Here is a 14243-nt window from a genome sequence, read left to right on the forward strand (position 1 = left end):
TCCTGTTCATTCACGACGGCGACAATTCGTGTGCTGTCGCCACCACTTCCCTGAGCGAAGCGCCGCCGGACGCCTCTGTCGCCGCCATCACCGCGCCCTCCACGATCGGCGCATTGCAGACGATGATCTTGTGCGCGCGCGGCTCGCCGATCATCTCGACCGCCATCTCGCTGTTGGTTTCGGCGCCGCCAAGATCGACAAGTATGGCGACACCTGCCTCCGACCAGGCCTTGTCGATCGCGGCCATGATCGCCTCGACATTGGTTCCCAGCCCGCCATGGCCGTTTCCGCCGCACCATGCAAGCGGCACTTCGTCGCCGACCATCTGGCGCACCATGTCGGCCGTGCCCTCGGCGACCAGCGGTGAATGCGATACGACGACGATGCCGACATTGCTCATGCTTGCCCCTCGATGATCTCAGTGACAGCCCGCACCAGAAGCGCGGTCGAGCGTGCCCCGGCATCCATATGGCCGATAGAGCGGTCACCGAGAAACGAGGCGCGCCCGCGCAAGGCCTTCATCGGCACGGTGGCAGCGGCAGCACTGTCGGCGGCGTCAGTGATTTCCGGTCCGGTCTTTCCCTGCAGCAGGGCGTCATGCACCGGCTGCAGCACGTCGAGCATGGTCTTCTGCCCGACCTGCGACTTGCCGCGTGCCGCCACCGCCTCAATCGCCTTGCCGAACGCTGCCGTCAGATTGGCGCGGTCTGGCTCTGCGGAAATTTCCTTGCCGAGCGCCATGAACAGCGTCCCGAACAAGGGACCCGAAGCCCCGCCGACGGTCATCACCAGCTTGGTGCCGATCGCTTTCAGAGCGTCCGGCAGCGGCTTTGTCGCGAACGTGTCGGCCTCGGCGCGCACCGCCTCGAAGCCGCGCTTCATGTTGAGCCCGTGGTCGCCGTCGCCGATCGCCTGGTCGAGCGAGGTCAGCTCTTCGGCGTGAGCGGCAATCGTGTCGGCGGCGACTGATATCAGCGTCTTCAGGTCGACCTTGTTCATCGTCCCGGTCTTGTCCAGTGTCCCAAGGCTCATCGGTTTGCAATCCTGTTTCCGGCCTGGTCGAAGAACAGCGGCGCCCGGTAGCGGATAATCACCCTGTCGCCCTTTTCCAATTGGATGTCGGGGTCGGTCAGCGTCACCAGCTTTCTGCTTCCCACCGTCACATGCAGGTGGTTCTGGTCGCCCAGATGCTCGACCCAATTAACAACGCCGTCGGCGGGGCCATTCGATGCCTTGCCGATCGACAGATGTTCTGTACGCGCGCCGATCGTTTTGGTTCCCGCCGGCATGTCGCCATCCGGCAGCAGGCCGGTCGGCAACAGATTGATCGCCGGCTGGCCGAGCCTTGCGGCGACATGAAGGTTTGCCGGCTCCGCGTAGATGGTGCGTGGCGTGCCGATCTGCACCAGCACGCCGTCGGCGAGAATGCCGATGCGATCGGCCATCGTCATCGCTTCGATCTGGTCATGCGTGACATAAAGCATGGTGGCGCCGACCTCGGCCTGGATGCGCTTCAGTTCGAGCCGGAGGTCGGCGCGCAGCTTGGCATCGAGCGACGACAACGGCTCGTCCATCAGGTAGATCGAAGGCTTGCGCACCAAAGCGCGGCCGATGGCGACGCGCTGCATCTCGCCGCCGGAAAGTTTGGTGGAGCGGCTGGAGAGCTTGTGATGGATGCGCACCATCCTGGCCACATCCTCGACGCGGCGGCGCACCGCGTCCTCGCTCAGCCGCCGCGCCGGCGAGCGCAGCGGAAAGGCCAGATTGTCGTAGACCGACAGATGCGGATAGAGCGAATATTGCTGGAAGACGAAGGCGGTGTCGCGCTCGGCCGGCGACAACGTTGTCGCATCGCGGCCGCCGATATGGATCAAGCCCGTGTCGGGCCGTTCCAATCCGGCGATCAGCCGCAGCGTCGTCGTCTTGCCGGCGCCGGTTGGGCCGAGCAGCACGACGAATTCGCCATCGGCGACGTGCAGATCGAGAGTGTCAACCGCGACATGCTCGCCGAAGCTCTTGGTCACGCCTTTGATCTGCACGTCAGCCACGATGCGCTCTTCCCTGGGAAGCCCCGTGATGGATTACGGTGTCATGGATTGCGGTTCGCACAGCGCGGCCGGAGCCCTTCTCGAACAGCGACAGCCGCGTGCTGCTCAGCGCCAGGCCGACTTGGTCGCCCGGATTGAGCCGGATTTCGGCCGGCACCCGCGCCTTGATGATGCCGCCGGACGTCTCCACCGCGACGATCTGCGTAGTGCCGAGATATTCGGTGCCATAGATGGCGCCGCGCAGCTTCGAGCCGTCGTCGAAGCGGATGTGCTCGGGCCGGATGCCGAGCGCCATGTCGGCCGGCGCGATATCCTCGCGCACCTCCGGAACCGCCACCTTGGCGCCTTGCACCACAATCTCGCTGGCGCCCTTTGAAAGCCCGCCGCCAAAGCCGAGAAAATTCATCGGCGGCGAGCCGATGAAATCGGCGACGAACATGGTCGCCGGCCGGTCGTAGATTTCGCGTGGCGTACCGAACTGCTCGATGACACCGTGGTTCATCACCGCGATCTTGTCGGCCATCGACATCGCTTCCATCTGGTCATGCGTGACGTAGACCGTGGTGGCGTGGATGCGGTTGTGCAGTTCGCGCAGCTCATGGACCATGAGATCGCGGAATTCGGTGTCGAGCGTGCCGAGCGGCTCGTCCATCAGGAAGCATTTTGGCCGCCGCACGATGGCACGGCCGAGCGCGACGCGCTGGCGATCGCCGCCGGAAAGGCCGGAGACCGATTTGTTGAGCAGATGGTCGATGCGCAACAGTTTCGCTGTCTCTTCGACGCGCTGGCGGATTTCGATGCCTGGCATGCCTTGCGCCAGCAGCGGGAAGCCGATGTTCTTACGCACATTCATATGCGGATAAAGCGCGAACAGCTGGAAGACGAAGGCGATGTCGCGCTCGCGGGCACGCCGCATGGTGACGTCCTCGCCACCGAGCAGGATCTTGCCGCCGGTCGGCAATTCCAGACCGGCGATCATGCGCAACGTCGTCGTCTTGCCGCAACCCGACGGCCCGAGCATGACGAAGAACTCGCCATCCCCGACCACGAAGCTGGAATCCTGCACGGCGACGAAATCGCCGAATGCCTTTCTCAGATGCTCGACCCTGATCTCCGCCATCGTCTACTCCGGAAACTTCGAGACGATGATGAACATCGCCGTGCCGGCCAGCATGGTGATGAAGGAATAGGTGTAGAGCGACAGCGCGAAGGGTTGGAACAGCATCAGGAAGCCAATGGCAATGATTACTGTGGCGATATTCTCCATCAGTCCGCGCCTGGCCCATGCCGGCCAGCGCGACTTGCGTTTCGCGGGTTGGGTCAGGCTCATTTGCGCACCGCGCCGAAGGTGATGCCGCGCAGCAACTGCTTGCGAAGCAGGATGGTGAACACCAGGATCGGCACCAGGAAGATCGTCGTGCCTGCGGCGACCGCTGGCCAGTCCTGGCCGCCTTCGCCGATGATGGTCGGGATGAAGGGCGGCGCGGTCTGCGCCGTGCCTGAGGTCAAAAGGGCGGCGAAGGCATATTCGTTCCAGGCGAAGATCAGGCAGAAGATGGCGGTCGCGGCAATGCCGGTGGTCGCCTGCGGCAGCACGGTGCGCCAGAAGGCCTGCAGCCGCGTATAGCCGTCGATCATCGCCGCTTCCTCATATTCGCGCGGGATCTCGTCGATGAAGCCTTTCAGCAGCCACACTGCGAGGGACACGTTGACCGCCGTGTAGAGGAGGATCATGCCGAGTGCGGTGTCCGACAGGCCAAGCTCGCGATACATCAGGTATATTGGAATCGCGACGGCGATCGGCGGCATCATCCGCGTCGACAGGATGAAAAACAGCAGATCGTCGGCCAGCGGCACCTTGAAGCGCGAGAAGCCATAGGCCGACAATGTGCCGAGGAACACCGCGCAGAAGGTCGAGCCGAAGGCGATGATCAGCGAGTTGACGAAGCGCGGCATGAAGTTGGACGGGCCGGCGATCACCATGTTGCGCTTGCGCACTGTCTCGTCGCAGACGCCCGTCGCCGGTCCCAGCGAGTTGATGTATTCCGGCGTCTGCCGGGTGCGGGTCGAGAACAGATTGCAGTAGCCCTCGAGGCTCGGCTGGAACAGGATTTTTGGCGGATAGGCGATCGAGTCCGGCGGCGTCTTGAAGCTGGTGGCGAAGATCCACAACAGCGGCACGATCGAAATCAGCGCGTAAAGCACGATGATCGTGCCGGCGACGCGCTTCGACACCACCGAGGGTGCGACGACCGAATGGGCTGACGTCAGGCTCATCTCTGCTTCACCTTGTTGAGTGCCTTGACGTAGATGTTGGCAAGGCCGAACACCGCGACGAACAGGATAATGGCGAAGGCCGAGGAATAGCCCGTTCGCCAGCTTTCGAAGGCCTGCCGCTTCAGCGTGATCGAGGCGACCTCGGTGGTCGAGCCGGGTCCGCCGCCGGTCAAGAGGTTGACCATGTCGAACATCTTGAAGTTCTCGATGCCGCGGAACAGCACTGCCAGCATGATGAAGGGCAGCGCCATCGGCAGCGTGATCGACCAGAACTGCCGCCAGTTCGAGGCGCGGTCGACCTCCGCCGCCTCATAGATGTATTCGGGGATCGAACGCAGGCCGGCGAGGCAGATCAGCATCACGTATGGCGTCCACATCCAGGTGTCGACGATGACGATAGACCACGGCGCCAGCGAGACGTTGGAGAGCATGCCGATCTGCGTTGCCGGAATGCCGGTGACGAACGAGATGGCATAGGCGAACAGGCCGATCTGCGGCTCGTAGAGGAAGCGCCAGAAATTGCCGACAACTGCCGGCGACAGCATCATCGGCACCAGAATGATGGTCGTCCAGAAGGCGTGGCCGCGAAACTTCCGGTCGATCAGCCAGGCCAGCGTGAAACCGATCAGCGTCTGCAGCAGGATGGTCCAGAACACGAAATGCGCCGTCGTCTGCATGGCAATCCAGATGTCCTGGTCGCCGAGGATGCGCCTATAGTTGGCGAGGCCGACGTTCTTCACCATCTCGTTGGGGCGATTGGCGCGGTAGTTGGTGAAGGAAAGATAGATCGCCCAGAACAGCGGGAAGATGTTGATGGCGAGAAGCAACAGGATCGTCGGCGAGATGAACAGCCAGGCAAGGCCCTTGTCGCTGATACCCCGGACCTTGCGGGCCAACGGCTCAGGCGTAGCCCGGGCAACGCTGTCCGCAGTCCGATTGAGCATGGTCAGTCCCGCTTCGGTCACTTGGATCGTCTCGACAATGGAATTTATCTGAACTGTGTCCCGTGCCAAGGGTGGCACGGGACACGCGGTCGTGGCTCGGGAGGAGCCGGTTACGTCTTGCCCGTTACATCTTGCCGTCGTCCTGGAAGACCTCGGTCCAGTCCTTGACCAGGCCGTCGAGCGCATCCTTGGCCGAACCCTGGCCGGCGACGACATAGTCATGGAAGCGCTTCTGCGACGCCTGCAGCAGCGGCGCATAGCTGGGCTCAGCCCAGAAATCCTTCACGATGGCCATGGAGTCGAGGAAGGTCTGCGCGTAAGGCTGGCTGGCTGCAAAGCCCGGGTCTTTGACGACTGCGTTGAGGCAGGAAAAGCCGCCGAGCGACCACCATTTGGCCTGCACGTCCTTGTTGGCGAACCACTTGATGTATTTGAGCGCGGCCTCCTGCTTGTCCGAGTATGAAACCACCGAGATGCCCTGGCCGCCGAGCTGGGCGAATTGATCGCCGTCGGGACCCTTGGGATTGGCGAAATAGCCAATCTTGTCGCCGCCGACATTCTCGTCCTTCTGCAGGCCTGGCCAGGTAAAGGCGAAGTTCATATGCATCGCCACCTGGCCGGATTTGAAAGCATCGACGCCTTCGCCCATGTAGCTGTTCGAGGCCCCGGGAGGCGTGCAGCAATCATAGAGCGCCTTGTAGAACTCCAGACCCTTCACCGATTTCTCGGAATTGACGAAGCCGTCCATCTCGTAGGGCTTGTCGGGGTTCTCATATTTGAAGCCGAAGCTGTAGAGCACGTCCATTGCGCCCATGGTAATGCCTTCGGAGCCGCGCTCAGTATAGATCGACGCGCCATAGACGGTCTTGCCGTCGATCTCGCGCTTCTGGAAGAACTCGGCGATCTGCTTCAACTGGTCGAAGGTCGTCGGCGCGGCGAGATCCCAGCCGTACTTTTCCTTGAATTCCTTCTGCAGTTCCGGCTTGGAGAACCAGTCCTTGCGATAGGTCCAGCCGACGACATCGCCCATGGCCGGCAGCGCCCAGTAATTCGGAGAGTTCTTCGGCCATTCCGAGTAGCCGACGACGGTCGCCGGCACGAAATCGTCCATGCTGATCTTCTCCTTGTCGAAGAAGTCGTTCAGCTTGACGTAGTGGCCGTTCTCGGCCGAGCCGCCGATCCACTGGCTGTCGCCGATGATCAGATCGCACAGCTTGCCCTTGGAATTCAGTTCGTTGAGGAAGCGATCGGCATAGTTGGTCCACGGCACGAACTCGAATTTCATGCCGATGCCAGTTTCCTTGGTAAAATCCTTGGACAATTCGACGAGCGCGTTGGCCGGGTCCCAGGCTGCCCAGCAAAGCGTCAGATCTTCAGCCTGCGCGACATTCGAAACGGCGGTCGACGCAAACATCGCCGAGGTCAATCCCAACGTCAGTTTCAAGGTCGATTTCATGCCTTCCTCCCATTTGCGAAACGCGCCCGGATGACGGTTCCAAAAACCTCAACCCCCCTCCTCAGGGGTCTAAACATGACGACACGCGGTGGAGCGTCCGATGTTTAGTAATTTGTTTAGTGATGCAATTTTTACTAAACAACGCAAGCGAATTCGTCGCTGCACTGCAGCATGACGCATCGGTCGCTGGTCAGGAGAGGCGTGTGTCAAATCGTTCGCCGCGCAGGTGCCGCCGGCTCATTTGACCGTTTTGGTGCTTACCGTCACCGGCCGGATCACGGGGGCCGGCGGCAGCAGGGCGCGGATATCGGCGAAGGGGAAGATCGGTTCGAAGCGGAAGGCCTCAGCGAAGGAACCGGCCGGGCCATTGCACTGGCCGGCCCGAAACGCGTTCTGCGTGCGCGCCGCATCGACGAAACGTTCGGGGTCCTGCGACTGGTGCGCCCGGATCGCCATCGCCTTGAGCTCGAAATGCCCGGAGATATCGACATAATGCGTCGGCGAAAATCCGGTGCCGCCGAGCGTATCGGCATGCAGAACCGGGACAGTGAAGGAGGCCGCGATGCGCACGCCGTCCGACAGCGCGCGATGGTCGCCATGATAGTCGTTCGGCGCATGGGTGATCGCCAGGTCCGGCTTCACGTCTCCGATCAACGCCTTCAGCGCCGCGATCAGCGCGGCATCGGCAACCAGCGCGCCGTCCGGAAAGTCGAGGAAGTGCGGTGTTGCGCCAAGCAGGTCCGCCGCCACAGCCGCTTCTTCGCGGCGGGCGCGGGTGAGTGATTGCGGTTCGCCCCTCCCGCCTTTGGCGCCATCCGTGGCTATCGCAAAAACCAGTTCTGCGCCTTGCGCGGCATAGGCTGCCATCGCACCGAACATGAAGATCTCGATGTCGTCCGGATGCGCACCGAGCGCCAGTATCTTCACTCTGTACTCTCCCTGGAACTGGATAGCGTGGACGAACGGAATTCTGCTCGCCCTGCTCCTCTATGCAAGCTGTTTATGCACGATGCCGTTGTCAAAAGCCTGGGCGGATCGCGCCGACGCATTCTTCGCAGATCCTCTGGGCGGTGATCTTGGTTGCGCTGTTCCTCCAGGATATCCGTCTTGCCTCGCCGTCGGCGGCTCCGGCCTTGACATGGTGCGCGAGGAGGTGAGGCTCGGCACCGGGCGCTGGAACCCGTTCTCACGGACCCGGTTTTGAGTTGGCCCGTTTGCGCAGCGACCGCCACGGCTGATATGCGGGCACTGCCGACCTGCGATTGGATGGATGCATCCTTGAAACAAATGACCAGAAAACCCTTGCCGGAGCTTCCGGTCGCCGCCGTCCTGCCGGCGCTCGCTGAAGCGCTCGGCCATGGCAACAGCGCCGTGCTGGTGGCGCCGCCCGGCGCCGGCAAGACGACGTTGGTGCCGCTGGCGCTGCTCGATGCGCCATGGCTCGGCACGGGCAAGATCATTCTGCTCGAGCCGCGCCGGCTCGCTGCCCGCGCTGCTGCTCGGCGCATGGCCGAACTGCTCGGCGAGGAGCCCGGCGAAACGGTCGGCTATGCCATGCGGATGGAGAACCGCACTTCTGCGAGGACCAGAATCCTTGTCGTCACCGAAGGTGTGCTGTCGCGGATGATTCTCAACGATCCGGAGTTGCCCGGTGTCTCGGCGGTATTCTTCGACGAGTTCCACGAGCGCTCGCTCGAAGGCGATTTTGGTCTGGCGCTGGCGCTCGATGTGCAAGGTGCGCTGCGGCCCGATCTGCGATTGCTGGTCATGTCGGCGACGCTCGACGGCGCCCGCGTTGCGCGGCTGCTTTCCGGCGCCCCGGTGATCGAGAGCGCGGGCCGCGCCTTTCCCGTCGACATCCGCCACGACGAACGGCCGGCCGGCATCGCCATCGAGGACGCGATGGCCAAGGCGATCCGCGCCGCCCTTGCCGATGAGCCCGGCAGCGTGCTCGCCTTCCTGCCCGGTCAGCGCGAGATCGAGCGCACCGCCGAGCGGCTGCAAGACCGCGTCAGTGCCGACACCGACATCGTGGCGCTCTACGGCATGCTCGACAACAAGGTGCAGGACGCCGCGATCAAGCCGGCGCCGCCCGGCCGCCGCAAGGTGGTGCTGGCGACCTCGATCGCCGAGACCTCGATCACCATCGACGGCGTGCGCGTCGTCATCGATTCCGGCCTGTCGCGCCTGCCGCGCTACGAGCCGGCCAGCGGCCTGACGCGGCTGGAGACGGTGAGGGTAAGCAAAGCCTCGGCCGACCAGCGCGCCGGCCGCGCCGGCCGCACGCAGCCGGGCGTCGCCGTCCGGCTGTGGCGGGCCGAGCAGACCGCGGCTCTTCCCGCCTTCACTCCGCCGGAAATCCTCGAGGCCGATCTGTCGGGGTTGATGCTCCATTGTGCCGCCTTCGGTGTCGTCGACCCGTCGAGCCTCTCCTTCCTCGATCCGCCGCCGGCGCCGGCGCTCAACGAGGCAAGGGCGCTGCTTCGTGCGCTCGACGCCATTGACGAGGCAGGGCGCCTGACGCAATCGGGTGCTGCGATGCGCAGGCTGGCACTGCCGGTGCGGCTGGCTCATATGGTCGCCGAGGCGGCAAACACCGGCCAGGCGTTCGAAGCGGCGATGCTCGCCGTGCTGCTCACCGAGCGTGGCCTTGGCGGCGATGGCGCCGACCTCGAACGGCGGCTGATGCGGTTCCGATCCGAAAGATCGCCGCGCGCCGCCGCGGCGCGGCAGCTCGCCGAGCGGCTGGCGAAACAGGCCTCACCCTCCCCCTCGAGGGGAGGGTCGGGGAGCGAGCCGACCGCAGCGAAGCGAGGGAGACGGGGTGGGGTCGCCGATGGCGTACCCGATCCGACCCCACCCCGCTCCGGTTCGCGGATCGACGTACCGGGGCGAGCCACGGGTCTCGCCCGTCCTTCGGACCCCCTTGAAGGGGAGGCTAGCGGCGCCGGCGCTCTCCTCATCCATGCCTGGCCGGATCGCGTCGCCAAGGCGCGCGGCGAGCGCGGCCGTTTCGTGCTGGCCAACGGTTCGGGCGCCATGCTCGACGCCGCCGATCCGCTGGCGGGGGCGGCCTGGCTCGTCGTTGCCGATCTGCAGGGCAAGGCGCAGAATGCGCGCATCACGGCAGCGGCGGCGATAGACGAGGTCGACATTCGCGCTTCGCTTGCCGACAAGATCGAGACAAACCGCGAAACCAGTTTTGACCGCGACAGGCGCGCGGTGCGCGTGCGCGAGACCGTTCGCCTCGGCGCCATCACCCTTTCCGAACGCATGCTGCCGGCTCCGACTGGCACTGAGGCGGATCGCGCCATCCTCGACGCCTTGCGCCAACACGGGCTGTCGCTTTTGTCGTGGGGCAGGGAGGCGGAGACGCTGCGCCAACGGCTCGGCTGGCTGCATCGCGGTCTTGGCGCGCCCTGGCCAGATGTTTCCGACGCGGCGCTCGTCGACCGCCTCGACGACTGGCTGCTGCCCTTCCTTTCCGGCGCGGCGTCCTTTGCCGCGATCGATCCGGGCGTGCTTTCGGCTGCCCTGATGGCATTGGTGCCGCACGATCTGCAGCGCCGGATCGAGGCGCTGGCGCCGACCCATTTCGACGCGCCGACGGGCAGCCGCGTGCCGATCCGCTATGACGGCGAATGGCCGGTGCTGGCGATCCGCGTTCAGGAGCTGTTCGGTCTCGACCGGCATCCCGCAATCGCCAACGGCAGCGTGCCGCTGACGCTCGAGCTGTTGTCGCCGGCGCACCGGCCGATCCAGACGACGCGCGACCTCCCCGGTTTCTGGCGCGGCTCCTGGGCCGATGTGCGGGCCGAGATGCGTGGCCGCTACCCCCGGCATGTCTGGCCGGAGAACCCGCTTATCACCACCGCCACCAGCCGTGCCAAGCCGCGGGGGACCTAGCCTTTATCCTTTTCCGGCTATAATCCTTGGCCATGATAAACATTCTGCGGGCACCCGACTTCCAGCAAAGCCAGCGGCTGCGCCTCAACACGCTGATCAGGCTGCGCTGGCTTGCCATTGTCGGCCAGAGTCTGGCGGTTCTTGTCGTTGCGTACGGGTTGAAATTCCCGCTGCCGGTCAGTCTCTGCTTCGCGCTGATCGCCTGTTCGGCCTGGATGAACCTGTTGCTGACATTCCGTTATCCGGCGGCGCACCGGCTGACCCCGCTTCAGGCTTTCGCCATCCTGACCATCGACAGCCTGCAGCTTGCCGGTCTGCTCTACCTGACTGGCGGCCTCACCAACCCGTTTTCAGTGCTGGTCACCGTGCCCGTGGTCATCTCGGCGACGTCGCTGCCGCTGCGCCTGACCGCCATCCTCGGCGCGCTGGTGATGGTGATGGCGAGCCTGCTGGTGTTCTTCCATCTGCCGCTGCCCTGGTACGAGGGCGCGCCGCTGGAGATGCCGTTCATTTACGTCGCCGGCATGTGGATGGCGGTGTTTTCCTCGGTCGCCTTCACCGCGATCTACGCCTTCCGCGTGGCCGAGGAAGCCCGGCTGCTCGCCAACGCGCTGGCCGCCACCGAGCTGGTGCTGCAGCGTGAGCAGCATTTGTCGGCGCTGGACGGTCTTGCCGCCGCCGCCGCGCATGAGCTCGGCACACCGCTCGCCACCATCACGCTTGTTGCCAAGGAGATGGAGAAGGCGCTCCGCAATGACCCGAAATACGGCGAGGACGTGACGCTGCTGCGCTCGCAGAGCGAGCGTTGCCGCGAAATCCTCAAGCGCCTGACCAGCCTGTCGTCCGAGGGCGAGGCGCATCTCTCCCGCCTGCCGCTGACCTCGCTGGTCGAGGAGATGACGGCCCCGCACCGCGATTTCGGCATCTCGATCAAGCTTCGCCCCGGCGAGCGCATCGGCCCCGAACCGGTGGGACAGCGCAATCCCGGCGTCATCTACGGCCTCGGCAATCTGGTCGAGAACGCCGTCGATTTTGCCCGCAAGAGCGTCACCGTGCGCTGGAGCTGGAACGAGGCCACGGTCACCTTCTCGATCACCGACGACGGGCCGGGTTTTCCTCCCGAAATCACCGATCGCATCGGCGAACCCTACATGTCGACGCGCCAGGGCACCGAGGCCGGCGGCGGCCTGGGACTGGGGCTGTTCATCGCCAAGACCCTGCTTGAACGCTCGGGGGCCACGCTCGATTTCCGCAATTCAAACGAGCCGGGCGAGGGCGCCGTGGTGCGGATATCGTGGCCGCGCAGCGTCTTCCTCAATCCTGAATCGGCTTCGGCCACCATGTTTGACACGGCTTGAATTGGACAATAGCGCTCCAAAACTATATCTGCGTAAAATTAAGGCAGCAGGAAACTAGAAGACCATGAATGGCGACGAAACGATTGGCGCAATGGTTGAGGGCGAGGACACCTCGCTGCTGATCGTCGACGACGACAGGCCGTTCCTCACGCGCCTTGCCCGCGCCATGGAGACCAGGGGTTTCGTGGTCGAGACGGCCGAGAGCGTCGAGGAGGCGGTGGTCAAGGCACGCGCCAATCCGCCAGCCTACGCGGTGGTCGACATGCGGCTCGCCGACGGCAACGGCCTCGACGTCGTCGCCGCCATCCGCGAGAAGCGCGACGACGCCCGCGCCGTCATCCTCACCGGCTATGGCAACATCGCCACCGCGGTTACGGCGGTGAAGCTGGGGGCCATCGACTATCTGTCGAAGCCGGCCGATGCCGACGAGGTTTTCGCGGCTCTTACCCGCACTGCGGGTGAACGCGCCGCGCCGCCTGAAAACCCGATGTCGGCCGACCGCGTGCGCTGGGAGCACATCCAGCGCGTCTACGAAATGTGCGACCGCAACGTCTCCGAAACCGCGCGCCGGCTCAACATGCATCGCCGGACGCTGCAGCGGATACTCGCCAAACGCGCGCCGCGCTGAGATGCTGAACACGCAGGCCATCGCTTCAGAGTTTCCAACTCGCAGCGGAAGCCACCAATTGTCGAACTCAGCGCTGCCCCTCATCGCCCTGCCAGGCACTTCTCCCCGTATAGTGACGGGGAGAAGGCACTGGCCGCAATTTCGGCGCCCTTCTTGCAACGCTTGTGATTGGCGAAATCGTCTACGAGAGCGTCCCTCTCCCCGTCGCTATACGGGGAGAGGATGCCGGCAGGCAGGTGAGGGGCGGCGCCAGCGCTCGGAGATAGGTGATGGGGCGAATTCGAACCTGAAGCAATTTGCCTTGGCTAAACACGGCCCGCTGCTTGCCTCGTTGCCGGGCTTTGCGCATCATCCCGCAAAGTGATTTCGTCCGACCGGGGACACGACGGAGACGACATGCAGGACGAGAAGCCGCGGCCGATCTCCATTTTTCGCGAATTCCTCGACAGCGAGGCGGCGGGCGGCATCATCCTGATGGCAGCCGCGGCACTGGCCCTGATCGTCGCCAATTCGCCGCTGGCCGAAGCCTATTTCGACGCCCTTCACGCCTATCTGGGACCGCTCAGCGTATCGCATTGGATCAATGACGGCCTGATGGCGGTGTTTTTCCTGCTGGTCGGCCTCGAGATCAAGCGCGAGGTGCTGGACGGCCAGCTCTCGACCTGGCCACGCCGCGCTTTGCCCGGCATCGCCGCCGCCGGCGGCATGCTGGTGCCGGCGCTTGTCTATGTCGCCATCAACCGCGACAATCCAGCCGCCCTGTCCGGCTGGGCGATCCCGACCGCCACCGACATCGCCTTTGCGCTCGGCGTGCTGTCGCTGCTCGGCAGCCGCGTGCCGGGGTCGCTGAAGGTCTTCCTCACCGCGCTCGCCATCATCGACGACCTTGGCGCCGTCATCATCATCGCGGTGTTCTACACGAGCGGCCTGTCGCTCGCCTATCTCGCCGCCGCCTTCGCCGTCATCGCTGTGCTCGTCGTGCTCAACCGCATGAAGGTGCTGACGCTGCTGCCCTATCTGTTGCTTGGTGTCGTCCTGTGGGTGCTGGTGCTGAAATCGGGCGTCCATGCCACGCTCGCCGGCGTGGCGCTGGCCCTAATCATACCTTTGAAGATCACCCCGGGCATCAGCCAGGATTCGGACCATTCCCCGCTGCACCGGCTCGAGCACGGCCTGCACAGGATAGTGCCCTTCGTCGTCGTCCCGATCTTCGGCTTCGCCAATGCCGGCGTCTCGCTCGCCGGCCTGAGTGCTGCCACCCTGGTCGAGCCGCTGACGCTGGGCGTCGCCGCCGGCCTCGTCGCCGGCAAGCTGGTCGGCGTGTTCGGTTCGTCCGCGCTTGCCATCCGGCTCGGCCTCGCCGATCTGCCGGTCAATGCCGGCTGGCTGCACATGGTCGGCATTTCGCTGCTCTGCGGCATCGGCTTCACCATGAGCCTGTTCATCGGCCTGCTCGCCTTCGCCAGCAATGTCGAGCTGCAGGACGCGGTCAAGGTCGGTATCCTCGCCGGCTCCTTCCTCGCCGCCATCCTCGGCGCCGCCGTGCTGCTGGTGGCGCCGGCGGCGAATGGGGCGGACGAGGAGGAAGAGTAGCCGACGAACGTTCGCGCCGCCCCTCATTGCCCT

The 14243-nt window shown here is 64.5% G+C and carries 13 protein-coding genes; 4 read left to right on the forward strand and 9 right to left on the reverse strand.

Going from position 1 to position 14243, the window contains the following annotated elements:
• Window positions 1-10: 10 nt before the first annotated feature.
• The 9 genes from dhaM to NMG70_RS09715 form a co-directional block, all read right to left on the reverse strand.
• The gene (dhaM, locus tag NMG70_RS09675; RefSeq protein ID WP_254024277.1) at window positions 11-400 is read right to left on the reverse strand and encodes a dihydroxyacetone kinase phosphoryl donor subunit DhaM; all 390 of its coding nucleotides are present in this window, start codon (window positions 398-400) and stop codon (window positions 11-13) included.
• A complete protein-coding gene (gene dhaL, locus NMG70_RS09680) occupies window positions 397-1032 on the reverse strand; it encodes a dihydroxyacetone kinase subunit DhaL (protein ID WP_436798365.1) in 636 nt (211 codons plus the stop codon). The genes dhaM and dhaL overlap by 4 nt, the downstream gene beginning before the upstream one ends.
• Window positions 1029-2048: an ABC transporter ATP-binding protein gene (locus tag NMG70_RS09685; RefSeq protein ID WP_254024278.1), complete on the reverse strand. Its 1020-nt coding sequence runs from the start codon at window positions 2046-2048 to the stop codon at window positions 1029-1031. The genes dhaL and NMG70_RS09685 overlap by 4 nt, the downstream gene beginning before the upstream one ends.
• Window positions 2041-3168: an ABC transporter ATP-binding protein gene (locus tag NMG70_RS09690; RefSeq protein WP_254024279.1), complete on the reverse strand. Its 1128-nt coding sequence runs from the start codon at window positions 3166-3168 to the stop codon at window positions 2041-2043. Before NMG70_RS09690 ends, NMG70_RS09685 begins: the two co-directional genes overlap by 8 nt.
• Before the next feature lie 3 nt (window positions 3169-3171).
• Complete coding sequence (locus NMG70_RS09695; RefSeq protein WP_029347717.1) at window positions 3172-3378, reverse strand: hypothetical protein; 207 nt, start codon at window positions 3376-3378, stop codon at window positions 3172-3174.
• Window positions 3375-4325 carry a carbohydrate ABC transporter permease gene (locus tag NMG70_RS09700; protein WP_254024280.1) on the reverse strand — a complete coding sequence of 317 codons (951 nt, stop codon included), beginning with the start codon at window positions 4323-4325 and terminating at the stop codon, window positions 3375-3377. The genes NMG70_RS09695 and NMG70_RS09700 overlap by 4 nt, the downstream gene beginning before the upstream one ends.
• Window positions 4322-5269, reverse strand: a complete 948-nt coding sequence (locus NMG70_RS09705; protein ID WP_254024518.1) for a carbohydrate ABC transporter permease — start codon at window positions 5267-5269, stop codon at window positions 4322-4324. Before NMG70_RS09705 ends, NMG70_RS09700 begins: the two co-directional genes overlap by 4 nt.
• Window positions 5270-5393: 124 nt before the next feature.
• Entirely contained in the window at window positions 5394-6725 is a 1332-nt protein-coding gene (locus tag NMG70_RS09710; RefSeq protein WP_254024281.1) for an ABC transporter substrate-binding protein, read from the reverse strand.
• A gap of 237 nt (window positions 6726-6962) precedes the next feature.
• Window positions 6963-7652 carry a PIG-L deacetylase family protein gene (locus tag NMG70_RS09715; RefSeq protein ID WP_254024282.1) on the reverse strand — a complete coding sequence of 230 codons (690 nt, stop codon included), beginning with the start codon at window positions 7650-7652 and terminating at the stop codon, window positions 6963-6965.
• A 360-nt stretch (window positions 7653-8012) separates the two neighbouring features.
• Between NMG70_RS09715 and hrpB the strand changes: the two genes are divergently transcribed.
• The 4 genes from hrpB (at window position 8013) to nhaA (ending at window position 14210) form a co-directional block, all read left to right on the forward strand.
• Window positions 8013-10631, forward strand: coding sequence for an ATP-dependent helicase HrpB (hrpB, locus tag NMG70_RS09720; protein WP_254024283.1), 2619 nt, complete (start codon window positions 8013-8015; stop codon window positions 10629-10631).
• A 32-nt stretch (window positions 10632-10663) separates the two neighbouring features.
• Window positions 10664-11989, forward strand: coding sequence for an ActS/PrrB/RegB family redox-sensitive histidine kinase (locus NMG70_RS09725; protein ID WP_254024519.1), 1326 nt, complete (start codon window positions 10664-10666; stop codon window positions 11987-11989).
• A 64-nt stretch (window positions 11990-12053) separates the two neighbouring features.
• On the forward strand, window positions 12054-12617 hold the full coding sequence (locus tag NMG70_RS09730; protein WP_254024284.1) for an ActR/PrrA/RegA family redox response regulator transcription factor: 564 nt from the start codon (window positions 12054-12056) through the stop codon (window positions 12615-12617).
• A gap of 396 nt (window positions 12618-13013) precedes the next feature.
• Complete coding sequence (gene nhaA, locus NMG70_RS09735; protein WP_254024285.1) at window positions 13014-14210, forward strand: Na+/H+ antiporter NhaA; 1197 nt, start codon at window positions 13014-13016, stop codon at window positions 14208-14210.
• Window positions 14211-14243 lie beyond the last annotated feature (33 nt).

Source organism: Mesorhizobium ventifaucium (assembly GCF_935822925.1).
Classification (GTDB): Bacteria; Pseudomonadota; Alphaproteobacteria; order Rhizobiales; family Rhizobiaceae; genus Mesorhizobium; species Mesorhizobium ventifaucium.